We start from the raw sequence: 24710 nt of genomic DNA, 5'->3' as shown, positions 1-24710 counted from the left end.
CTATACATACCCTTTATCTTTGAGCTGCTGATATATTTTCTTTAGCTGCTCCACATTTGTATCTATTTTTCCATCAACATTCTGTTCATTGTATGCCTTTATAGCCTCATCATAATGTTTCTTAAAGGTTACAAAATAATAATCTCCAGAGCTATCTATCTGGCGGTTATAATCCAAAAACGCCTGCTGCACCAAAATTCTGTAATCATTTGGATATTCCGCTAAAAGTACTTTCAGATAGTTCTCAGCTTCCGTGAATTTGCCCGTATTCAGATAAACCACCACAAGGTTTATGGCACTGTCGAGATCTAGCAGATTTTTATTCCTCAATGTCTCCAGACTTGACTGTGCATTTTGATAGTATGTTTCTACTGATGAATCATCCTGCTTTGATGCAAGGCCTATGTAGGCAGTCGCTAATATCTTTTCTTTCACCGATTCATATTCCGAGGGCAATGCATTATCAGATACAAGCTGTATCATCTGATCGTATTTCTGTTGAGCAGCATATACTTCACTCAGCAATATCAGATTTCTGCTCTTGTCTGACACAGTGAGTGTATTCTGAAGCACATATTTAAGATCATCTTCCGCTTTTGGATAATCTCCCTGAACATAGGCAATCTCTGCCTGTATCTGTTTCTGGTTGATATCTCCGAGTACATCACCATTTCTTCCAAGTACACTCTCCGCAGTGTAAATGTCTCCGCTTTTTGCAAGTGATATAGCATAATCCCTTATGCAATCAGCATCATCCATACATCCCACAGCCTCTTCAAAGTAGCGGTTTGCCTCTTCATAATTCTCAAGTTCAAAGTATGCCAAAGCTACCTGATAGAGAAGATTTCCTTTCTTGATGGGATAATCTTTGTACACAGAATTGTAATTCTCATCATTTAACAGCCTCAAGGCTTTCTCCAATGCCTCCTGGGGTTCTGTCTCAACGGATATCTGAATTACCTGATTATAGTTTTTTTCAAAAGCCTCATTTTTCTTCTTTTTAGATAGCTTATATCCCATAACAACTGAAGTTCCAATAATCAGCCCAATGCAACACGCTCCAGCAATAATTCCCAATCTCATAGCTCTGTATTTTGCACTTGACTTATATATATTTCTTACTGCTGTGAGCATCTGTGTAGCAGACTGATATCTGTCATTAGGATCTGTCTGCATTGCTTTATGAATTATCTTTTTTAACGCCTCTGAATAATCTATATCCAATTCTGTTATCGGATAAGCATTTACAATTCCCTCATTTGGCTTAATTCCCGTCATGATATGGTAAAATGTTGCACCAAGACTATATATATCCGTCCTCTTATCTATTACCATCTGATAACCGACCTGTCCATCACTCTGTATAACCTGCTGCGGATGAAGCTGTTCAGGCGAAGCATATGCTGTTGAAGCCGCCATGAAATTGGTGCCTCTTGTCTCATCAAATGAGATATTAAAATCTATCAGACAGATATTCTCTTCATTGTCCAACATTATATTGCCCGGTTTTATATCTCTATGTATGATTGCCGGTGTTCTTGTATGTAGATATTCCAGCACCTCAAGGCACTGGGAAAGCCATTTTGTTATCTGTTCTTCTGAGAAGCGATAATTATTCTTAACATAGTAACTGAAATCATACCCTTCTATATAACTCATGACCGTATATATCTCTGTTCCAAGCTGAATAAAATCATATATATGAGGAAGATATGAATGGCTCAGATTTTTCATTATGTCAACTTCTCCACGAGCTTCTATCCGCCCCACAAAGTTATCCTTTATCCGCTTGATCACCACATACTTTTGAAGATTCAAATGATATGCAAGATATATGACTCCCATTCCGCCAGAGCCTATTCTGTCCAATATTTGATATGTTCCATTTATCACATCGCCATTATTAATCACTTGTATCTCCTCGTTCCAAAAAACAATAGGGAACAGCCGAAGCCATTCCCTACTGCGAAATTACTGATTTGCTCTTCTTCTCTTGTTTACGATAATAATAACCATACCAAGCAGAACAATACATATAGCAATGATTACCAGAACGATCCACAGGTGAGAATTGAGAATACTTACATCAAATGTAAAGTGTACCTCCTCTATCTTCTCATTTCCTGCTGCATCATAACATGTAACCTTAAGTGTCTGTTCCCCTGACGTTGGACTTACAGTAAACGAAAGTTTTCCATCCTGCAAATCTGCCTCAGACTTAATCTGCTCGCCATTAAGCTCTACCTTCATTGTGGCAAACATTATATTGTCATATGCCTCTATTCCTATATTTGCGCTTGCATCACGCTCAATCTTCTGTCCCTCTTCAACGCCACTTATGATGCAGACTGGAGCGGTGTTATCAATACAGAACTCCATATTTACACCCTTTGACTTGTTATCAGAGATATTACCTACAGTGTCCTCAGATGAAACTGAAACGGTGTATACACCTTCCTTTGCAAATGAATCCTTAGAAAGAACATACTCATACTGATTCCATCCCGTCCTATCCTCAGAATGTTTTACCGTATAGTCTTTGCCCTCCTCCAGGTTAACTATCTCATTGTCGATGGTGTATGAAACTGTTGATGTCTTTACCTCATCTACATTCTGCTCATAGATTGCAAACTTGTCCGATGCTGCTGCATAGTATGAATCAACCGCGGACTCAAGTGCCTTGCTGAGTGAGTAGATTGAACCAAATCTGTTAACTCGATATGATATGGTCTGAGTTGTCTCATGACCTGCCTTATCAACCGCCTTAACTGTCAATGTGTAGCAATCATCCATCTTCTGAGCATGCTCAAGATCATAGAATGAGAATGCCTGTCCATTTGCAATTGAAGACTTAGAATATCCTGACTCTCTCACTCCATTCTTTCCACCTGTAAGAGTTACAATAACGCCACCTTCATCATAGTTCGTATCTGTTACTCTTACTACCGGAAGAACACTTCCTGTATATGATGTTCCATTTGTTACACCTTCAATAGCTATCTCCGGCTTTGTCAGATCTACTGTAAATGACTGTGTCTCTATACTATTGCCCTGATTATTAGCTCTATCCTTGCAAGATGCTGATATTGTATAGTTGCCATCTGCATTGAATGAAACTGTTGCAACATGTGTGTCGCCACTTCCTGACCAACCGCTTATAGATATCGGTGTGCCATCCTTTCTTGCATCTACTGTGATATCCTCAGGTGCGAAGTTGTGCTCATTTACTGTGATGGTAGCTGTTCTAGCCTCACCGTAGTATGTGCCTGACTTTGCGTTGTTGTTGTCGTAGGTGATGGTCATGGTTGGTTTCTGATTATCGATCGTAAAGCTGTCATTACTTACAACAGTCTTCGCTACGTTACCTGCTTGGTCCATTGTAGTAACAGTCAGGTTGCTATAATCACCATCGCCATATTCTGAATTACCACCAAATTCACAGCTCATAACCCATTTATTTCCCTGTATATTGCGGAAATTTTTTGTAATATCCAGTGTCTCATTACCTTTCTGGATTGTTACATGTGTTCTCTCCTGTGCAAAATTCAGTTCATCTATTGTAATTGTAGCCGTTCTGCTCGTATAATACTTGTTATTATGAGCTATACCTGTATATTTTACAGAGTCTATTACTGGGAGAGTCTTATCAATTGCGTATGTTCCAACTTTTTCTGGAAGAGTTGTATTACCAGCATTATCTGTTACCGCAACCCAAACTTCTACTTTATTGCTTTGATCCCCAATTACAACTTTACTGTTTTTCCATGATGTCCGGATTCCGCCTTTTTTATCGCTTGTGAAGTTATTTCCTCCATCTTCAACATTATATCCTCTTGCCTTATCAGGTTTAACTGTATAAGTTACATTCTTTATTCCAGAATATGTATCGCTGGCTGAAAGTTCCAACTCTACATCGCCTCTATAGATACCATATTCGCTATCCTTTAATTTAGTATTAAGTTCTTTAGCCTTGCTTATTGATACATGAGAATTATGTTTGTTTTTGTCTTCCACCACAATTCCATTTTCATAGGTAAAAGTACTACTATTATTATTGCTATCTGTTACTGTAAATGTAATTTTGCCCTTAAAATTGGCACTTATAGCAACCTGAGTTGTAAATTCGTTTTTATCCTGAGTTACTTTTTTATTTTTATTGACCCAATGAACATTTTTACTGTCTTTGCTGTCGCCATCATTATCTGTTTTCCAAGATATTTTACTAATTGTTCCTACATCCTCAAGCATTGTAAGATTTAATATGACCGAACTGTTGTTAAATACATTGTAATCTGTATAAATTGGTTTTTCTTCAGTAACAGTAATTTTTGGATTGTTTTTCGTATCCACATCTACAGTTACTTCAGGGGCAGTTTTATCAAAGATGATACCATTTTCCTTAACATTAGCTTTATTACCTGCCGTATCCTCCACCTGAAGATACATGTTATAAATACCCTCTGTCATTATCTTGACTGTAGCTGTGTATTGATCACTTGTTCCATCCTTAACCCAATTTTTTGAATCTGCTAATGCGCTCTGTAAGCTTTCAAATCCATTTTCTACTTCGGTACTTTTGTTTCTAACTATTATTTGCATTTTCGGCTGTAATTTTTTAGTTGTATTATTCTTTCCAGATGACATAGGTGTTAACTCTGTGTTATTCTTCACCGAACATGTAAACTTCCCGAAATTAGGATTCTTTTCTGTAAGCGTATATGTGTAAACCAATGCATATTTTTCGCCGATCTTTTTGATTTCTTGTTTTCCGAGAATTGTTGGAGCAGTACTGTCTAATGTATAAACATCACTTTCCACCTTATCTACCTGACCATCGGCAATATCATAATAGTATGCAACGAACTTATAATCACCATCGCCTGATAATTCACCCGTTGGAACCGATATAGATATTTTTTTATCATTTTCGTCATCATTACCACTTATAGTTGCATATTTTGTAATGTCTGTTTTTTCTGTATCGTTTGCATCTTTTACAGCATATACCTTAAGGAAATCGCTATATACTTCACCTTCTTTCTTAAAATATATCGTTCCAGTAAATTTCTTGTTATCAACTTCCAAAGTCTTATGACCAGATGTGCTGTTTACACCTGTATCTGTCATGTCAAAATTACCAAAGGAAAACTTGTTGTTCTTTACATAACAAATATTATTAGCCTCTGAAATTTTTTCACCATCTTTTCTACTAATCGTTTTAGTTACTGAATTTCCCGCCTTGTCAGTGAAGATAACACTTATATTATTCTTATCAAGTGCATAAAATTCATTAATGTTTTTTTCGAAAACATATTTTCCGTCCATACTGCCATTATTATTTATTACAAACTCATTCTTTTGAGTTTCATCATTAATTTTTAACTTAACAGTACTTTTATTAGAATCAGTATATTCCCACGATACTTCTGATTCACTATTTAACGCTGTATATGTTTCACCATAATTAGGGAAAATATTATCCTTATCCTCAACTTTTACAGGCTCTACATCAACACTTTCAACTGATGGCATTTCTTTATCTATTACGACTTTATAGTATTCTACAGTAATAGGATTGACACCATCTGACGCCTTAGCAACAATCGTATATTCACTAACTTTTCCTGTCTCAGCCGTAGCATTAAAACTATATTTTGAACCTGATTCTGTATTACGTTTCTCATCATTTACATTTACTGTAAATTCAGAAATGTTATCATCCGATGCAATTATTTCTATTTTTGTATCTTTCTTGTAATATACAGTCTTAACTATCGTATTATTACCGTCAACAACTTCATCATATGTACCAGCATCAAAATCTGTCACCGCTTTTTCACTTATCTGGTCTGATGATATTTTTGGACTTGATTCATCCATAAACATAACAACTTCTAGTTTTTTAGATACATTACCAACATTATCTACAGCATATAAATATATAGTATATTCTCCAGATTTTTTTAGCAGCTTAACAATATTCTTATCATTGCCAAGAACAGGGGCTTCATCCGCTCTAGCTTCATCAGATGTCAATTCGTTATCAGAATATACAATCTTAGCAATGCCACTAGCATTTGTTTTTTCATCACTTGGATCTGACGCTATCACCTCAATTTCCGAGTAATTGTTTACAACATATATTCCTTTTTCGTTTTTATATGTATTTTTTATACTATTTGCATCAATACTAATCTCTGGAGCAGTATTATCTCTCAATAAAGTTACCGCAGAACTCACACCAAACTTCTCAGAACCCTTATTATCATTTTTCATCTGGAATGTATAAGTGTCTGCATTTACTTCGCCAACACTTTCAGTTATCTTCTTAAAATCGCCATACATTGAACCAGTTTCTGATGGTGCTGTCTTAAAACGATAATGAGTATAGCTCTTTGTATTAAATTTTATAGTTGCTTTATTTTTATCGTCACGATAATAATACTTGTTAGTCCCACTAGATTCTACTTTGTCCGCTGACAAATAAAAATCTCCATTTTTACCATACACCACATCACTTACAACCACCGTTGGAGTTGTGGCCATTTTAAAGTCATGTTTTTCCCTATCAGTATCACTGAATGTACACATAACATTTAATCGTATCGTATTCTTATCAGTGAATGATATGTTAGATCCGTCTACTGTGAATGTGTTGTCATTTCTGGTAACAGTAACATTTTCATTATTTGTAGTTACTGACACTTGCCCAACAAGCTTGCCGTTCTCATCGAGAAGATTGTCGCTTGGCAGCTGATCTTTCATTGTCACTGTGTATGTAACATTAAAAGGTATCTCTGGGACAACAGTATCCAACTTATTAAAATCAACACTGGCTATATCTCTTGCATCAACTGCTCTCTGAGATGCAGAAATATTTACTATTTCACTTTCCCCAGCATCAATATCGCCTTTAATAACCTGCTTTTTCCCACTCATCGACTTTGAAATATTAGTTATACCTGTTGTTGAATCAATCACCATATTATTATCGCCAACAAGCTTTATATTGTAACTGATATTTTTGTCCAAAACTGTATTGTCCGCAAGTCTTACATAATAGCTATCATCTATCTCTGTTGACTTTTTATATAATACTGTTGGGATCTTTACACCTTCTGTCCTGACTATATACTGTGTTAGATTAAGTACTATATTTCCTATTTCTGAACTTCCAAGTGAAATTGAACCTTCACATGCAAGCTTTACACCATCAACAGCCTTTGTCGCTGTTATCTTTGCAACCTCTGAATTACCCTTTATTCCTGCTGCATTTTCAACAGTTATTATAGATATTGTTTTTTCATTGCCGTTATCATTAACTTTATCCGTTCCTATGGACACTTTATCAGAACCTGACAAACCTGATACTTTTATATCATTGTATTCCTGATCCAGTTTTATAGTTACCATTGTCAGGTACTTATCCAAGGTTACATTCTGATCTTTGCCATCATATTTAAACTCTGCCTTGTATTTATATCCTGTCCAATTGCTTGACGTCACCTCTGCAACATATGTAGTACCATTTGTAAGCTTTCTGTCTGTAATAACAATCTTATTGCCTTCTGCATCTGTAGCTGTAGCATATGAAGTAACATCAGATACATCTTTGCCATCACTCTTATTCTTGACCAAAAGTTCATAATTACTCAAGTCTACATTGTTCTTCTCACTCTCCGGGAAATTAAGAACAATCTTATTTCCACTGTTTGAGTCGCCCTCAGCCTGTGATGAACCACTGCTGAATGTGATCGAGCTGAGAACCATTACCAGCACCAATACAAGTGCTATCATTCTTTTTGATTTTCTCATATTTGCTTTCTCCTCTCTTATCCTATCTCTATGGTTTCGTCTGTATGTGTAAGTAATATCTGTCTTGTAATAGTAAACTGAAGATCTGCTGCGCCTGCAGCCTTTGCTCTGGCAACCGCTCCACGATCACTCAATACGGTTGTCTGGTCATTAGTAAGTGGTGCTGTCTCATTTGCACCAGCCTCTTGACCAAGCACCGCTGTAGCTAGAGAATCATCTCCAACCTGTGATGCCGCAGCATAATTTATTCCCTGTTCTATGCCAACCGCTGGTCCCGGAGAGCTTGTAAGTCCCATAAGCTCGGCCGGTGTCTGATTTTTCTTCAGATTTCCACTGTCTGTAAAGACCTTGCCCTTCATCTTCTGGTTATATTTCTTGTTAAGCTGGCTTGTGAACGCTGTATTCTCGCTCAACTTCTTGATCTCTTTCCTCTCAGAAAATCCAAACAGCTTTCCAATGACATGTCGTATATCAAACAGAAAGAAAAAAACTATTGTGATGACCAACATTATTATTCCTGCTGTCATCGTCGCAATATATATAGTATGTAAAGTTTCAATATTATTCATGATCACTGCCCCTTTCCTGTTCCAACAGTCGAGGTGCTGCCATATGCTGCATTGTATGCAGTCCACGCATTACTCAAATTGCGGTTTATATAGTCAACCAGTTTCTCATTTGATGCATCCTTCGTCACCGACTTCATCTTTTCCTCAATCTCTGTGAGCATTCCGGATATCTCACTTCCCTCAATACCGGAAGTTTTAAAATCAGCAGAATACTTATATATATTGGTTATGAAGTCTTCGTACACATATAGCTGCGTTTTAGGATTAAGTATCTCACTGTTTTTCAGATCTATCAGGTCATACCAGAAATCGGAGTACGATACCTCTGTATCTCCCATCTCGTTTTTCTTTGCACCGAGTTTTGCATAATATGTACCGATCTTTGCATATATCTGAGCATTGTTGTATTCGGCTTTATTGGTCTTACCGTTCTCCTCCTTCACAAGCTCGACCTGGTTAAACCAGCTGGTTGCCTGTGGGATCATTCCACTATACTCCGCTACACCATCATTTATTTTGCCGTAGTTATACCAGTATGCAGCTCCCATCTTATATGCAAAATTTGCAAAGTTAACCTGATCAGCTTTCATCTGATTGTCATTCTCATTTACAAGTTTTGTGATAGTGCTTGCTTCAGCCTCTTCAAATACGCCATCTTCTGTGTAATGCTCAAGGAGATTTGTAAATCCATCTGCTCTGGATGGATCAAGCTGCACAGCTTTTTTGATATAATCCTCATATGTACTGTTATCCACCGACTGTTCTGCCTTGAGCAGATAACTGTCGTAAGTGGTACTCCTTATGGAATTCTCCTTGGCATGTGCATAAAACGAGGTTCCTCCAAGCCCTATGGTCAGGAGTGCACTTGCAACGAACACGCCAAATTTCACACGCTGTTTCTTCTTATATTCATAGTCAAGCTCGTTATAGTGATCCAGCGCATACATAAGCTCTGCGCAATTCTGATATCTGTCCTCAGGATTTTTTCTCGTACATTTTAATATGATCTGTTCAAGTCCTGATGATAGATTTGGATTCCACTGTCTTATTGGGTACATCTCGTAAGGCGGCTTTGCAGGATTGTGCCCCGTCACAAGATGATACATAGTTGCTCCCAGACAATATATATCTGTTCTGGCATCAGTCTGGCCTCTTCCTCCAAACTGTTCAGGAGCAGCATAGCCCTGGGTTCCCAGACAGGTCGTATCCTCAACTCTGTCGCTTTTAAACTCACGGGCAGTTCCGAAATCGATCAACGTCACATTGCCATCCGGTTTGAGCATGACGTTGGAAGGTTTCATATCTCTGTAAATAATTGGTGGAATTCTTGAATGTAGATAACCAAGTACATCACAGAGCTGTTTTGCCCACTCAACCACAAATTCCTGTGGCTGGGCCCCCAGTTCCTTAAGCGCATTGCTGAGAGGTTTTCCTTCTATATAATCCATTACTATAAGGAAGCTCTCACCATCATCTATTACGTCTACTATACTTGGTAAATTGGGATGATTTAATCTCTTTAAAATATCTGTCTCAGCAATAAGTCCTTGCCTAACAACTTCATAATTCTGTCTGCCATCTTTACGTACCTCTTTGATAGCCCACTGTTTATTGGCTTTCTCATTCATAGCCAAATAGACAACGCTCATACCGCCTTGTCCAATCTTATTCAATATCTTGTATTTTCCGTCTACAAGTGAACCAATCTCTAACACGCTATCCCCTCCTAGCACGTCTTTATCACAGCAACAGAAATATTGTCTTCTTCTCTTCTGTATTTGTTCAAATCCGTTAAATAAGTTATATTCTCCAGCATATTCTGTTCAGTATATAATGCATTTGGATTAAGATACTGATACATTTCCTCCGGAGTAATAATATGTCTGAATCCATCTGAACAGAGCATAAACACATCTCCATTCATCATATCTCCCGAATAAAAATCCGGCTCTATGAATTCCGACGCTCCTACACATTGCAGGAGTACATTTCTTTGTGGATCACGGCGAGCCTCTTCAGGCGTCATCCTGCCCATATCCATCTCACGTTGTATATATGTCTGATCCTTTGTTATCTGATTAAATGCTCCATCTATGTGGTAAGCTCTTGAATCTCCTACATTTACAACATAATATTTATTCTGGAAAAGAAGTAATGCAACACATGTCGTTCCCAAATGGAATCCATGATATTTCCCAAACGCTTCTATCTTCTTTGCCTGAGTCAATATAATATTTTTCCACTGTGCATATAAGACAGCCTGATCAAAGCCTTCAGCTAACATCTCCGGCAAGTCTTTCTGAAACCATGCCGCAAATGCATTTATCAGAGTAGCAGAGGCGAGCTCGCCTTTGGCGAGCCCTCCCATGCCATCACATACACATCCAAATGCTATATTTCCAAGATTGGTATGTGCTGTCTGAAGTAAAACTGAATCTTGATTCGTACTTTTTCGTATTCCTACGTCAGTATGTACAGCAACCAAATAATCCATATTCTTCCCCTCTACAAGTTTTATGCTACTGTGAATGTAAACTCTTCCTCAGCAAACTTGATATTGTCTCCGCTTGAAAGAGCAACCTCCTGCTTTGCAGGTATCATCTGACCATTAACAAATGTATAGTTTGTTGAGTTGTTATCAATGATAAAGTACTGTCCATTCTTGTATACGATATCTGCATGTATTCTACTTACAGAATTGTTATTGGTTATGCAGTAATCTACCTTACTTCTCTCCTTACCAACACGGAAGAGCTGCTTTGTTATATCTACCTTCTCATTCGTCTTAAGTCTTGTAAGTGTAGCCTTTGCCTGATTTGATCCACTGAGAACTGTAGTCTCACCTGTACCGTAACCAAGAACACTTGTCTCACCAGCACCCTCATTCATATAACTTGGTGAATACTGTGGGCCCTGTGACATTGAATTCTGTGGTGGAACTGGAGGTGTAGGTCTTGCTGGAGCTACTGGTGTAACTGACGCAACCGGTGACACTGGTGCTATAGGTGTTGGTGCAGGTGTCGGCATAGCAGAATAGCTCTGTGATGTTGGAACAGTTCTTGTAGGCTCATTGTTCTTCTTACCTGCCTTAACAACAAGGATGATCACAACCACTATTACAACCACTACTACTGCTGCAATAACAATTATTATGATCATTGTGGTATTTGTTGCCTCCTGAAGTCCATCTATAGCTTTCTGAAGGTTTGATGCAGCTCTGTCTATATCTGACTGTGTTGCATCGCTGTTATTCTTTACTGACTTAGCATCATCTATAGCGGTCTCAAGATCTGCAAAAGAATCCTCTGTATAATCTGATGCCATATATCCTGTTGCCTCTGAAAGTGCACTGTCAAGAGCTGCTGTATCTAAAACAACTGCCTCTGTCGTAGCCTCCGTTGCTTCTGTTGCATCTTCGCTTGAAACTTCTGCACCAGCCTCAACTGCTGCTTCTGTTGTAGCATCGTCGCTCTGTCCTGCTGAAACAGTTCCATCTGGTGTAAGATAATTAATTCCTAACATATCAAGAGCATTTGTAACCTCTGATATTTTAAGTGAGTAATAATAGCTTCCCTGGTCTATTGTATAAACAAATGTATTCAATCCAACTACATAACCATTGGCATCTACAAGCGGACCACCTGAACAGCCTCTTGTCATGACCGCTGAATGCTGAACATATGGAACACCATTGTTTGACATCTCACAAAGTGAAACGCTACCCTTAGAAACTGTAACCTGGTCTTCTGTGTAATAATTGAAATCTGTGATATTCATGATGTCTGCTGGGAATCCCATCGCATATACATCTTCTGTAAGATCTGCACCCTCTGGTCTGATAACCATTGCATTCTTCTGATATATTGGTGCATCAAGTTTAAGAATAGCAAAATCATCTATCTGACTTGCTTTAATTATCTTTGCAGTCTGAGTGATATCTCTTGTAACAACTGCCTCTATTTTTATATTGAGTTTCTGAACTCCGAATGCCTCACATGCCTCCTTCTTGGTTGCATCGTCTATCTCTGCAACATGATCACATGTGATTACATACTGACTTCCTTCTTCGCTATCACTGATCAGAAAACCACTTCCACTCTGGATAAAATATTTCTTACCAGAATTCTGATCCTGATGATAAACATTGATCTGTAAGATTCCACTCTTATCAATCTTTGTTCCAGCAGTATCGTCTGCCGCCTTTGCAATAAATGGATTAACCAAAGCAAGCGCTATAACGCAAGCAATCATAATTGCAAATACTTTCCTTAAGTTCCTCATTATTCTCATACTCTTCCTCCTTAGATATGATTGTTTATTTGTTGTTTACATCTGGAACTATACACTCTGTCTTGTCATTACTGTCTATTTCCTGACAAAATGCATGATTTCAATGACCAAATGTCGTTTTATGGTCGTTTATGTCCCAGATCAAACTATTAAATAAACTTTACTTTTATTAAAAAAGTATAGCACATTCTTTTTTTCGGCAATTTTCGATTGTTTCTATTACGTATATTCATGTCTCAATTACAGCCAAGTGTACGATAATCCACTTTGTTAATCTAAAACCCCTATATATCTCCTGCCTATTTTTAATGTTTCTCCTGTCGTCATAATTATTGTTGAGTGATTATAGCTTTCTATGTAATCAGTATTAACTATTACTGCATTGTGACATCTTACAAAATTTGATGGTAATTCATTCTGTATATCACTCAAAGCCTTGTACTCATATAAAACACCATCATTTGTATAAAATTTTGTAACTCTGTTTTCTATTCTTATAAATCGTATAGAACTACAGTCAAGCATGTTAACTGTTCTATCGAATTTAATCCTTATCATTCTTCTATCCGACCGTCTTACGTCCTGCCTCAAAACACGTGACACACATTTTTCCAACCTATCATCCTGAACACCTTTTAGAATACAATTGATGTGGTCTGCCTCATATATATCTATGTCTACAGGAACACTTTGCGTGTAATAAATAATCCTACACATAGGGGCCTTTTCATTAACCTTTTTTGCAAGCTCAACTCCAGTATATTGCATATTTCTAAACACTATCTCCGTTATCAGAATATCGCTGTCAAACTTTCCATCCTCTATATCAAACATTACGTCATTGGGTTGACAGCATACTATTTTCACATTTTCATTATCAATATTATATTTTTCGTTTAACCTACCATACAACTGAATTCTTGTGTTTATATCAGTGTCACAAATAGAGATTTTCATATTCAGTTTTCTCCCCTCATTATTTATATTGATCTCGCCTCACTACACGCCACAATCTAGCTAATTCAGAGAGTTTATTCAATTATTACCTGATGCTAAAAAGTCTGAAGTAATATGAATTTTGAACATCAAAAATCACCACCCAGTCAATGTATTGTCTATTACGTTTATTTCGTTGTCTAGATTACATTCAACTGTAAATGGATTTATTTATATCTCTATTTGATATATTTTTTTGTATTTTAATGTTGAAATACGGAATTTTTTATTATATATTCATTTAGGCTAGTAAATATATTTACTAAACCAACCTATTTCATTTCCATGAGGGGGAAACAAAAGATGAAATATCGTACCAGACCGGCGGAACACATATGCTCTCTGGAGGAGCTTTTCACAGAGCATCTGGGGCTTAACATTCCCATTGTTCCACAGACGTCTTCATACTCTAACAAGCACACTTTCAGCCAATTATTATTTTCACGGAATCCTAATCAATATGACGACATTGACAAAATAATGTCATTTTCCGTCTTCAAGGATGCGGATATAGAACGACTTAAGAAGGATGCAGATTCAGCACAGAAACCTCTGTACTATCTCATCCATCCTGACGAGAGCTATCCTACAGGCACGAAGCTGAGTGTTTTCTTTTCCAACCTGGCAAATAAGAACTTTTCCGGAAACGAGCAGCCTCTTCCTATAAGAGCTCTGCTGAATGCGATAGATTACGACAAGCTGTGCGCTCATCTTGACAATCTTATAGAGACCAGAGGTGCACTGGACTCTGATTTTATAGTTTCACTGCAGTCATATCTGAGTAACGTCCTCTCAACAGACAACCAGCTTACACATTATTGCTCTTTGTTCAAATGCACCTCACCATCAGAATATCTTGCTACGATCCTTTTGTATGCGCTTTTTGATGATGTGAATTTCCCTGCATATGCATCGGAGGTTGCAATAACAAGAAATATCAAGGAGCCTAAGGTTGCACATCCCGTGACCGATCTGAACAACCCACATTTTCAGAAGCTAATGAATGATGCCAGGAGGGTTGACAAGCTACAGGCATTTGCAACATATACACTGATAGTCCTTTACTCTGTACAGATGCTTGCAACCATCTTCTCTTCTACCTGGATCAGTTCCTATGAGGCGACAAGCACAAAGGGGACGCTGTTCAGTATTGTCATGCTGTGTGCATCCATCATTTTGACAGCTTTGAGATTTATTCCATTCTCATTGCACAAGAAGTATTCGGAGCTAAGCCTGATACTTGAACATTCCGTGCTTGATGAGAACAGTAACACCTATAGCATTACATATAATCATTTTCAGAACTGTTCGAGATCTTTTAATGATATACAACAGGGGAGACGAGTCATCATCACTTTGTTTTGTATGATGAGTATTCTGTATATTGTTGTGTCATTTGTATTTAACAGCTTTCCTCTTCTGGTGGCTCTCGTCAGTTTATCATTTGGTGGAGTTATGCTTATCGACAGCATGGTTCATGACCATATTACCTACAAAAGGTATGATGCTTTCTTCTCCTCGGATCTGCCAGGTCATGTTCCTGCGTCCAGATTCGGAGTGGCGCGCATGTGCTCATGGGATTACGATTCCAGACTGAACTCTTTCAGACACACCAGCTACAACAAGCTCACAAACTACAGTGAGGATTGCATCCGGCATATATATGATCAGGTAGCGGATTCGTCCAAATACAGTTGGGCTACTCTAACCGCTTTCATTGTCACTCTTTCATCCATAGGTGTGATCGCCGAGATTCTTCAGCTTGTGAATCCTGACCTGGAGTATTTCAGAATGCCAAATGCTTCCATGCTCTATTCCGTCACAATGATCCTTATTTTGCTGAACGGTGTTCTGAACATACTTATACTTCTCCGTGCGAGATCCCATTATCAGAAAATGGCCGAATTCTCATTCTACGCCGGCAATCCTGACTCTGATAATTATGAAGTAACAACACTGTTCCGACACAACCTGTACGCAGGCAGCATATCTGAGCTTGCGATTGCCAGAGGAATATATAACTACAATTTGTGTCAATTTGAACAGAGCCTGTCCACATCGGACATCCAGCCACCTGACGACCGTTATCATCCTATGTATATCGTGAATCAGAAGCTGCATCTCATCACAGATGTTGCGCTGTGCATATTCGTCGCATACCTGAGCATGGCGGTATGGCACTCAAATAATCTCCGCAATCTGATAGGCCTGCCCATTCTTGTCGCAGTGTATGCCCTGTGGACATTTGCAATGTATCCACTATTCAAATACAGAAAGATCAAATCCAGCATCCGCAAGCTGAATGTTGAACATAAAAATAAGGAAACACGCTGAACAACTAAGCGTGTTTCCTTCTCTTTTCTATTTCTTTTCTTCTCAGAACCACCATTGCTATGACAAGAGGCGACACGAGAAATACCAATTTTGCCCATCTCATGCCAAGGGCTCCCACAACCAGACTTATTGCAAATATCCCCAGCTGATCTCCTATTCCATATGACAGTGTGGACATAGCTGACGCCCTTCCTCTGACCGATATATCTACACTTTCCATGACCATAAGATTTATCAGTTCTTCCGCAGAAAAGTAAAATCCATTCATGCAGCCCCAGAGTATTCCCAGCAACACCGATGAAACTCCATGCCCTACTCCAAGTGTAAATGCCATACCTGATATGAGGCTAAGCGCTATTCCCATCTGCACCACATATCTCCGTTCCATTTTGTCTGCAAGTATTCCTGTCAGAACATTTATAGCCAATGATGCTATGGGCTGTATGAGCAACACTGTATTCACATTGCCCTCTCCCATACCTGAGAAGGCACACAAAGGTTCATTGTAATATGTTATGCCTGCTGTCGCCAGCCCCACCACGCTTATGCTTATGAGAAGATTTCTGGTTGCATGATCTCTGCATATATCTTTGAATGTTTTTATAAAATGTATATGTCCATCATCTGTGCTACATTCTGTACTGTCCACAGATTTTCCCTCACTCCTGTTTGCCGATCCGCCAACACTCGGTGCAGCTTTAGAACCAGTTATATTCGGGAATCTGTACAACATAACCAGTACCAGACCTATTAATCCGCCAACAATTCCAACAGCGTAAAGAATCTGCCAATTATGTCCGCCGCCATCCACGTACAATGACCTGAGCAGAGGTATACACATGGCTGCTGCCATGGACACTCCACCACAGATTCCTCTGACAGTTCCTCGATGTTTTCTATCTACCGCATCGACTATGTATATCAGATGTATGTCCAGCGAATATCCCAGTATGAGAATTCCATTGCCAAGCAGGTATATCCACAGATTGTTTGCCAGCAGGCATACTGCACTTCCAACAGCCAGAAGCGCCACATTTATGATCATCATCATCTTCCTGCCTATGATATCCGTATATGACCTGATAAATGGCGTGAGCGCTCCGATAAGATAAAATGGCAGCATGCCTCTGCTCATATATGCAACCGCCGCTTCAGAACTCATCCCACGCGGATCCATGAGAAATGTCCTAACAGAAAGTGACTGCGTCTTGCCGAACATCTCAGTGCAATAGGAATCCACAAATTGTACAAGTATTATGAGTGCCACAGCCGAGATGGCTGCGACTGCCAAACGTCTTTTATTTGAATCTGCCGTTTTGTCATTCATCAAGTTCTAATCCCCTTCTGTAGTACATAAAAAGGGAAGCTCATCGCTTCCCTTTTTGAATAACCACTGGCCGTTCGCCTTGATATCACTCAAAGCATCAACGACTCTTACTTACTAACCTTCCTGAAGTTCTTCTTACCACGTCTCACAACAACGCCCTCGCCATCGAACTTCTCCTCTGGAATTGTAGTCTGGACATCTGTGATCTTCTCGCCGTCCACAGCGACACCGCCCTGCTCTACGGCACGTCTGCCCTCGTTACGTGATGTAACAAGACCTGACTTAACGAGAACTGACACGATATCGATGGCGCCGTCCTTGAAGTCATCTGCTGCAAGTGTTACTGATGGCATGTCTGCTGCAACACCCTTGGAGAACAGTGCCCTTGCGCTCTCCTGTGCCTTAGCAGCCTCCTCCTCGCCGTGTACAAGCTTTGTGAGCTCGTATGCAAGGATCTCCTTTGCCTGGTTGAGCTGGCTGCCCTCCCAGCTGTCCATCTTATCTATCTCCTCAAGTGGAAGGAATGTGAGCATACGGATGCACTTCAGAACATCTGCATCTGCCACATTTCTCCAGTACTGGTAGAACTCAAATGGTGATGTCTTGTTAGGATCGAGCCATACAGCACCCTTCTGGGTCTTACCCATCTTCTTGCCCTCTGAGTTGAGGAGAAGTGTGATTGTCATGGCGTATGCATCCTTGCCAAGCTTTCTTCTGATGAGCTCTGTACCGCCAAGCATATTGCTCCACTGGTCATCGCCGCCGAACTGCATGTTGCAGCCGTACTTCTGGTACAGTGCGTAAAAGTCGTAACTCTGCATGATCATGTAGTTGAACTCAAGGAAGCTGAGTCCCTTCTCCATACGCTGCTTGTAGCACTCTGCACGAAGCATGTTGTTGACTGAGAAGCATGCTCCAACATCGCGGAGAACATCTACATAGTTCAGGTCGAGAAGCCAGTCTGCGTTGTTGACGAGAAGCGCCTTGTCCTCTGAGAAGTCTATGAACTTGCTCATCTGCTTCTTGAAGCAGTCAACGTTGTGCTGGATAGTCTCCTTTGTCATCATCTGTCTCATATCTGTACGGCCTGATGGATCACCGATCATGGCTGTACCTCCACCTATCAGCGCGATAGGCTTGTTGCCTGCCATCTGAAGTCTCTTCATCAGACAGAGCGCCATGAAGTGGCCTACATGCAGGCTGTCAGCAGTCGGATCAAAGCCAATATAGAATACTGCCTTACCATTATTTACTAAATCTCTAATTTCATCTTCATCTGTTGTCTGCGCTATAAGCCCTCTGGCTACAAGCTCGTCATAAATCTGCATGTCCCTCTAGACCTCCTGTATTTATTTATTCAATGTGCGGTTCACTAGCACCACACAGGCAAATATTATAACATTTTGCTATGCACTGTGGCAAGTATATACACACAATTCCCTGTATTATTTTCTTATAAATCGTCCTTCACACGTCATTTTCTGCCGCCATCTGCAAATTGACATATATATCTCCGGCACAGACCTCCTGCCATGGCTATAAGCAGAAATATATATGGTGTTGTGAGCGACTGGTTAAGATTGACAAATGCCTGAACAGCATACCCGGTTATCCCGAGCAGAACAGCTATCATACTGCCCTCATCCTCAGCATATCCAAGCAGGCACTCCAAGCCAGTCCCTGTCTTTGAACCTCTTACAGTTCTTGAATCTCTCGAAGCTGCCTTCTCCTTTGATCTTTTTTCTGCGGATTGACTGCTCATGCTTTCATTCTCATTCATCACAGCTCCTGATACCGCAGTTCTCACAAGAGCACCACCTGTGGTAACCAGCAGTCCTACGTAACTCACTGCACCGAATATTCCTGTGGTTATCAGATACTGCAGATACTCATTGTGAGCATTATCATATATAACACCCACCGCATTCATCATATCGTCGTAGTATCTATCAGTCATGATCGACTTCACCGATTCATTTCCATAACCGAACAGCTTCTGTGGAACACTGAAATCCCTGTACGCCTCCATGAGTCTCCTCCACACAAAACCCCTGTAGTTTCCCCAGGAATCTTCAAATGAAAATATACACATGTGGTTGTGCGCCGCATATATAACAACAGCCACGATGCCTGCAAGTGATACGCCAACCGATACAGCAAGAGCTGCCTTTCCGCGGAACTTCACAGTCCACTTTGAAGCCAGCCTTATGGCCGCCCATACAACGAGAACGACCACGGAAACTATCCACACCATCCGGCTGTCACTCACAAAGCAGCTCAGTCCGTCAAGTTCTGAATATCCGTTATCCGTTCTTCCCAGCATAATGCTGATCGCCAGGACTCCGCACGCCATAACCAGGCATACATCTGCAAATTCTCTTATTCTTCCGCGGTATGACGCCCATATCCATGCCACAATCATAGCACCACCCACGCCTGCATATGCAAGGTTTGCATTGGATATGATCACCGCTCCTGTTCCTGTGAGCACAGCGATGACTGCTGTTATCCGTATCACTATGCTCTCTTTTCCCTCCGAGCTGATATACGCCCCGGCTGCCATCGGAACCAGCACGCACAGGAAGCTTGCAAATATATCGATATTGCCAAATGTGGATATGTATACATTTCTTATGCTCTGCATCAGCCCTTCCCTGAGTCCAAGGAAATCATATCCCATGAACTGGCATATGCCGACAATTCCCACAAATGAGCCCGCAAGCATGAATATGACCACCACATACCGCCTTATCCTGCAATATCTCGCCATACACACATACAGGAAAAAGGCCAGCAGCACGAACTGAAGTCCGCACCTTCTGCCCTCCTCGCCTGTATATGCTGCTACCTTATTCCCTGACATAAAGAATGCCAGAACATTTGCCAGAACAAATCCTGCCATGAATATATCCATGGTCATGATATTATGCATATCCATAAAATGTCTCAGGCGTCCAATAAACCTGCTGCCATGTGCCGCCCCTGCTGAAGCATCTACATTCCCGCCTGAGCTCTGCGACCCATGCCCTGTGCTGACATTTCGTCCAAGCACATCCACCAACACCGCAAGCACCATAAGCACCGCATAAATGCACAGTGCAATATAAAACGCCCTGTACTTGGTTACTGTTATATCAAAATATCTGTCATGAGTTATCAGGGGATACGCAGCCCCCATATATATAAGAAATAACGTGGTTATTCCGTTCTGAAGTTCCCGCCTGCTGCCGTCTCCTGCTATGTTGTCCTTCTTGCCCATACGGCTATACTCCTTTTATAAAAGCGGTGACAATAATCTGAGTATCGCACCAAGTATATTCACCCTGCTTATGTTATTTCTGCACCACGGAATATCTATCTCCTCCGACTCGGCAAATGTATCCATCATATCCTTCTTCACATCTTCTATGGCCTTGCAGTCATACAGAAGAGTTCCACACTCAAAGTGGTGATAGAAGCTCCTGTTATCCAGATTGATGGATCCCACAGATGCAAGCTTGCCATCCATGAGCAAAGTCTTTGAATGTATAAATCCAGGCGTGTACTGATATATCTTCACACCCGCCAGAAGCAGCTCCTTGTAGCTAAACTGGGTCATCTTGTATATATATTTCTTGTCCGGGATGGCCGGCGTAACAATACGCACATCCACGCCCCTCTTGGCTGCCAGCTTCAGTGCCATCATGAGCTCGTTACACACGATAAGATATGGGGTAAATATATAAATGTACTCCTGTGCATCATTTATCATCTGCATGTACAGATTCTCACCCACATTCTCTCCGCTCAGAGGACTGGACTTGTACGGCTGAACATATCCGTCACTTACGCCACTATAGTCGATTTCCGCCGGTCTATAGTTGTTGTAGCTTCCCTCTGAATATCTGAAGCTGTTCCACATCTGAAGGAACATAACAGTGAAGCTCCAGGCGCCCTCGCCCTCAAGTCTCACTCCACTGTCCTTCCATTTGCCGTACTTCTCTATCTTGTTGATATACTCGTCAGCCATGTTGTAACCGCCGGTGTGAGCTATCTTGCCATCAATAACAGTGATCTTCCTGTGATCCCTGTTATTGAAGATAGTGGCAAAGAATGGAACCACCTGATTGAACGCCATACATTTGATACCGTAGGATTCAAGTTCCTTCCAGTAATACTTCGGCACATTGAACACAGATCCGATGTCATCATACATGAACCTGACATCAAGTCCCTCCGCAGCCTTGCGCTTCAATATCTCAAGTATGGTATCCCACATATAACCCTTGTCCACGATGAAATATTCCATGAATATATACTTCTCCGCACTCTCCAGGTCTCTGATGAGATCATCCATCACATCATCGCCTATGGCATAATACTTTACACTGGTATGCTTGTACAGAGGCGCCTCAGCCACATTCTCCATATAATTACATATCCTGTATGTAGGCTCCGACTTTAAATTCTCCGCTGGGACCCAGTTGTCCCCCTTGACGTTCTCATATACCTCCTGCTGGAGAACCCGCAGAAAATTCTTTCTGAGTTTTTTAGGTATCAGCACATGTCCATAGAGCACATACATAAGACCTCCCAGCACCGGGAATATGAGTATCGGCACCATCCATGCCATCTTTACCATAGGGTTAGTATCCTTTGTTATAAGATACATTACAACTATTACGCTGAGCAGCTTGAGAGCACCCGATATATAGATATATCTGTCCTGAAGAAAAACAACCCCCAGTATCATGATCGCCAACTGGACGACCACAAGAAAGCACGTTATTACCATTCTGCTTAGCAATCTGTTCAGTATCTTCTTCATATATTTCCTGCCTTTACTGAATTGATGTCACCTTATAATCCTGATCCTCTACTGTCTTCTTGAGCACGCTGTCATCAACGTCTGCCTTGAGAGTGACAACCGCTGTTCCTGTCTCATGGCTGACTACAGCCTCCTGCACCTGGTCAAGGGCCTCAAGACTCTTCTTGACTCTGGCTTCACAATGTCCACACATCATACCTTCGATCTTCATTGTCTTTGTCATAACTTTGTCCTCCTTGATTCTATACCTTTTATTTTTATCATAAATGTCTGTCAAATTCAACCTCAGCGCATTTGTAACAACACAAAAACTTGACAGGCTCATGGCAAACGCTCCGAACATAGGATTGAGCGTCCAGCCAAATATCGGGATCCACACGCCGGCGGCAAGTGGTATTCCAATTATATTATATATAAATGCCCAGAAAAGATTCTCTTTTATGTTCTTAACTGTTGCCCTGCTGAGTCTTATGGCCGCCGGAACATCTGTGAGCTCACTCTTCATGAGAACAACATCCGCAGCATCTATGGCTATATCCGTGCCTGCACCTATGGCTATTCCTATATTTGCCCTTGTGAGTGCAGGGGCATCATTTATTCCATCACCAACCATGATCACATGCCCCTTCTGCATGAGATCTCGCACAACGCTCTCCTTGCCGTCCGGACGCACGCCCGCTATTACTCTGTCTACGCCGACCTGCTCTCCTATGGCTTTGGCGGTTCTCTCATTATCACCGGTTAACATAACTACTGAAAGTCCCATCGACTGAAGCTGGCTTATGGCCTCAGCGCTGTCCTCCTTCACAGTATCCGCCACGGCTATTATTCCGAGGACTCTGTAATCTCCGTCAGTCTCCTCGGCAAAGAACATAGGTGTCTTTCCCTGCTGTGATACCTTCTCTGCGTTATCCTTCATCGCCTCAGGTACATCCGCATAGCCCTTTATATAATCCATATTTCCTCCGATGATCTTTCTGCCGTTCAGACTTCCCATCAGACCGTTGCCCGCAACAGCCCTGAAATCGGATACCTCATAATTTTTATCCTTCTGTGCATCACCTGTCTGGTAATTCTCACTGTAATATCCAACCACAGCCCTTGCCAGAGGATGCTCTGACAGCTTCTCCAGAGCCGCAGCCTTCTGCATCAGCTCGTCATCACTTACTCCATCTGCCGCCAGTATATCCGTCACTACCGTCTCTCCCTTTGTGATCGTTCCGGTCTTGTCCATGACCACTATGCTGCTCTTTCCTGTCTCCTCAAGAGCAGTCGCAGTCTTGAACAGTATTCCGTGCTTGGCACCTATTCCATTTCCCACCATGATCGCAACAGGTGTGGCAAGCCCAAGGGCACATGGGCAGCTTATAACAAGCACTGATATTCCTCTCGCCAACACATAACCGGCATCCTTGCCCACTATTATCCACACTATCATCGTGATAAATGCTATCAGTATGACAACAGGTACAAACACTCCCGAAACCTTATCAGCAAGCTTTGCTATTGGAGCTTTGGTAGCCGCCGCATCACTTACCATATCTATTATCTTGGACAGTGCGGTATCCGCACCTACCTGTGTAGCACGGCATTTCAGATAACCCGACTGGTTGATCGTCGCCGCAGACACACGGCTTCCTACAGTTTTATCCACAGGTATACTCTCACCTGAGAGAGCTGACTCGTCCACAGCGGAATCCCCCTCAAGGACTACTCCGTCCACAGGAACGCTCTCACCCGGTCTAACGGCAACTATATCTCCAACCGCAACTTCGTCTATATCCACGGTGACCTCCTCACCATCTCTGATGAGAACGGCTGTCTTCGGGGCAAGATCCATCAGACCTTTGAGTGCGTCCGTGGTTCTTCCCTTTGAATATGCTTCAAGCGTCTTGCCGACTGTTATAAGCGCCAGTATCATGGCCGCAGATTCAAAATAAAAATCATGCATGAGCGTCATGACACGCTCACCGTCACCTGCTGTCTGCGCCGCTGTCATGGCATAGAGCACGTACACGCTGTATATGAATGAGGCACCTGAGCCCATGGCCACCAGCGTATCCATATTAGGCGAGCCGTGTATAGCTCCCTTAAATCCACTCACAAAGAATCTCTGATTTATCACCATCACAATTATGGTTAGCAGCATCTGCGTGAGTCCCATCGCCACATGATTGCCGTCAAAGAAGCTTGGCAGCGGCCAGTTCCACATCATATGTCCCATTGATATATACATGAGGGGAATAAGAATTATAACTGATGCCACCAGTCTCTTCTTCATTTTTCCAAATTCTTTGTCCGCCTCACTCTCACCGGAACCGCTGCTCTTCCCACCTGAATGTGAAGTATTTCCGCCAGCAGATCTTCCACCCGCCAGACTCGCACCGTATCCTGCCTTCTCAACTGCAGCCACTATAGTTCCGCTGTCGGCTGTTCCATCCACCATCATGGAGTTGGTCAGGAGATTCACCTGACACGAGGTAACTCCCTCAACATTGGATACGGCCTTCTCGACTCTTGCACTGCATGCACTGCATGTCATTCCTGTCACATTGTACTTGTCCATATATTT

At 41.2% G+C, this 24710-nt stretch carries 13 protein-coding genes; 1 reads left to right on the top strand and 12 read right to left on the bottom strand.

Annotation, left to right across the window (positions count from 1 at the left end):
- The 7 genes from OCV54_RS07775 to OCV54_RS07745 form a co-directional block, all read right to left on the bottom strand.
- Nucleotides 1-1911: a protein kinase domain-containing protein gene (locus tag OCV54_RS07775; RefSeq protein ID WP_055223355.1), complete on the bottom strand. Its 1911-nt coding sequence runs from the start codon at nucleotides 1909-1911 to the stop codon at nucleotides 1-3.
- A gap of 60 nt (nucleotides 1912-1971) precedes the next feature.
- Nucleotides 1972-7815 (bottom strand): Ig-like domain-containing protein, encoded by a 5844-nt coding sequence (locus OCV54_RS07770; protein ID WP_055223354.1) that lies wholly within the window; start codon nucleotides 7813-7815, stop codon nucleotides 1972-1974.
- Between the two features lie 17 nt (nucleotides 7816-7832).
- Complete coding sequence (locus OCV54_RS07765; RefSeq protein WP_055223352.1) at nucleotides 7833-8384, bottom strand: hypothetical protein; 552 nt, start codon at nucleotides 8382-8384, stop codon at nucleotides 7833-7835.
- A gap of 2 nt (nucleotides 8385-8386) precedes the next feature.
- Nucleotides 8387-10099, bottom strand: a complete 1713-nt coding sequence (locus OCV54_RS07760) for a serine/threonine protein kinase (protein WP_055223350.1) — start codon at nucleotides 10097-10099, stop codon at nucleotides 8387-8389.
- A gap of 11 nt (nucleotides 10100-10110) precedes the next feature.
- Complete coding sequence (locus tag OCV54_RS07755) at nucleotides 10111-10878, bottom strand: PP2C family protein-serine/threonine phosphatase (protein ID WP_055223348.1); 768 nt, start codon at nucleotides 10876-10878, stop codon at nucleotides 10111-10113.
- Between the two features lie 20 nt (nucleotides 10879-10898).
- Nucleotides 10899-12674: a trypsin-like peptidase domain-containing protein gene (locus tag OCV54_RS07750; RefSeq protein ID WP_055223346.1), complete on the bottom strand. Its 1776-nt coding sequence runs from the start codon at nucleotides 12672-12674 to the stop codon at nucleotides 10899-10901.
- A 270-nt stretch (nucleotides 12675-12944) separates the two neighbouring features.
- Nucleotides 12945-13631 (bottom strand): LytR/AlgR family response regulator transcription factor, encoded by a 687-nt coding sequence (locus tag OCV54_RS07745; protein WP_055223344.1) that lies wholly within the window; start codon nucleotides 13629-13631, stop codon nucleotides 12945-12947.
- Nucleotides 13632-13973: 342 nt separating this feature from the next.
- Here OCV54_RS07745 and OCV54_RS07740 point away from each other — a divergent pair, with 342 nt between their 5' ends.
- Nucleotides 13974-16004 (top strand): hypothetical protein, encoded by a 2031-nt coding sequence (locus tag OCV54_RS07740; protein ID WP_055223342.1) that lies wholly within the window; start codon nucleotides 13974-13976, stop codon nucleotides 16002-16004.
- A 4-nt stretch (nucleotides 16005-16008) separates the two neighbouring features.
- Here OCV54_RS07740 and OCV54_RS07735 read toward each other — a convergent pair whose 3' ends face one another.
- From OCV54_RS07735 to OCV54_RS07715, 5 genes are all read right to left on the bottom strand, one after another.
- Nucleotides 16009-17331 carry an MFS transporter gene (locus OCV54_RS07735; RefSeq protein WP_055223340.1) on the bottom strand — a complete coding sequence of 441 codons (1323 nt, stop codon included), beginning with the start codon at nucleotides 17329-17331 and terminating at the stop codon, nucleotides 16009-16011.
- A gap of 107 nt (nucleotides 17332-17438) precedes the next feature.
- On the bottom strand, nucleotides 17439-18659 hold the full coding sequence (gene tyrS, locus OCV54_RS07730) for a tyrosine--tRNA ligase (protein WP_055223338.1): 1221 nt from the start codon (nucleotides 18657-18659) through the stop codon (nucleotides 17439-17441).
- 146 nt (nucleotides 18660-18805) lie between these two features.
- Nucleotides 18806-20590 carry an O-antigen ligase family protein gene (locus tag OCV54_RS07725; RefSeq protein WP_055223337.1) on the bottom strand — a complete coding sequence of 595 codons (1785 nt, stop codon included), beginning with the start codon at nucleotides 20588-20590 and terminating at the stop codon, nucleotides 18806-18808.
- Nucleotides 20591-20605: 15 nt separating this feature from the next.
- Entirely contained in the window at nucleotides 20606-22138 is a 1533-nt protein-coding gene (gene cls, locus OCV54_RS07720) for a cardiolipin synthase (protein ID WP_015533874.1), read from the bottom strand.
- A 13-nt stretch (nucleotides 22139-22151) separates the two neighbouring features.
- Complete coding sequence (locus OCV54_RS07715) at nucleotides 22152-24704, bottom strand: heavy metal translocating P-type ATPase (RefSeq protein WP_055223335.1); 2553 nt, start codon at nucleotides 24702-24704, stop codon at nucleotides 22152-22154.
- Nucleotides 24705-24710: the final 6 nt, after the last annotated feature.

The organism is Coprococcus aceti (assembly GCF_025567285.1).
GTDB classification, from domain to species: domain Bacteria; phylum Bacillota; class Clostridia; order Lachnospirales; family Lachnospiraceae; genus Coprococcus; species Coprococcus aceti.
Note: the sequence above shows the minus strand (reverse complement) of the source record. Positions and strands in the feature narration are given on the sequence as shown.

Excerpts from the sequence above, each read along its gene's own strand:
- OCV54_RS07770 (WP_055223354.1), bottom strand. The coding sequence starts at position 7,815 with ATGAGAAAATCAAAAAGAATGATAGCACTTGTATTGGTGCTGGTAATG.
- OCV54_RS07765 (WP_055223352.1), bottom strand. The coding sequence starts at position 8,384 with ATGAATAATATTGAAACTTTACATACTATATATATTGCGACGATGACA.
- OCV54_RS07755 (WP_055223348.1), bottom strand. The coding sequence starts at position 10,878 with ATGGATTATTTGGTTGCTGTACATACTGACGTAGGAATACGAAAAAGT.
- OCV54_RS07750 (WP_055223346.1), bottom strand. The coding sequence starts at position 12,674 with ATGAGAATAATGAGGAACTTAAGGAAAGTATTTGCAATTATGATTGCT.
- OCV54_RS07745 (WP_055223344.1), bottom strand. The coding sequence starts at position 13,631 with ATGAAAATCTCTATTTGTGACACTGATATAAACACAAGAATTCAGTTG.
- OCV54_RS07740 (WP_055223342.1), top strand. The coding sequence starts at position 13,974 with ATGAAATATCGTACCAGACCGGCGGAACACATATGCTCTCTGGAGGAG.
- OCV54_RS07735 (WP_055223340.1), bottom strand. The coding sequence starts at position 17,331 with ATGAATGACAAAACGGCAGATTCAAATAAAAGACGTTTGGCAGTCGCA.
- tyrS (WP_055223338.1), bottom strand. The coding sequence starts at position 18,659 with ATGCAGATTTATGACGAGCTTGTAGCCAGAGGGCTTATAGCGCAGACA.
- OCV54_RS07725 (WP_055223337.1), bottom strand. The coding sequence starts at position 20,590 with ATGGGCAAGAAGGACAACATAGCAGGAGACGGCAGCAGGCGGGAACTT.
- cls (WP_015533874.1), bottom strand. The coding sequence starts at position 22,138 with ATGAAGAAGATACTGAACAGATTGCTAAGCAGAATGGTAATAACGTGC.
- OCV54_RS07715 (WP_055223335.1), bottom strand. The coding sequence starts at position 24,704 with ATGGACAAGTACAATGTGACAGGAATGACATGCAGTGCATGCAGTGCA.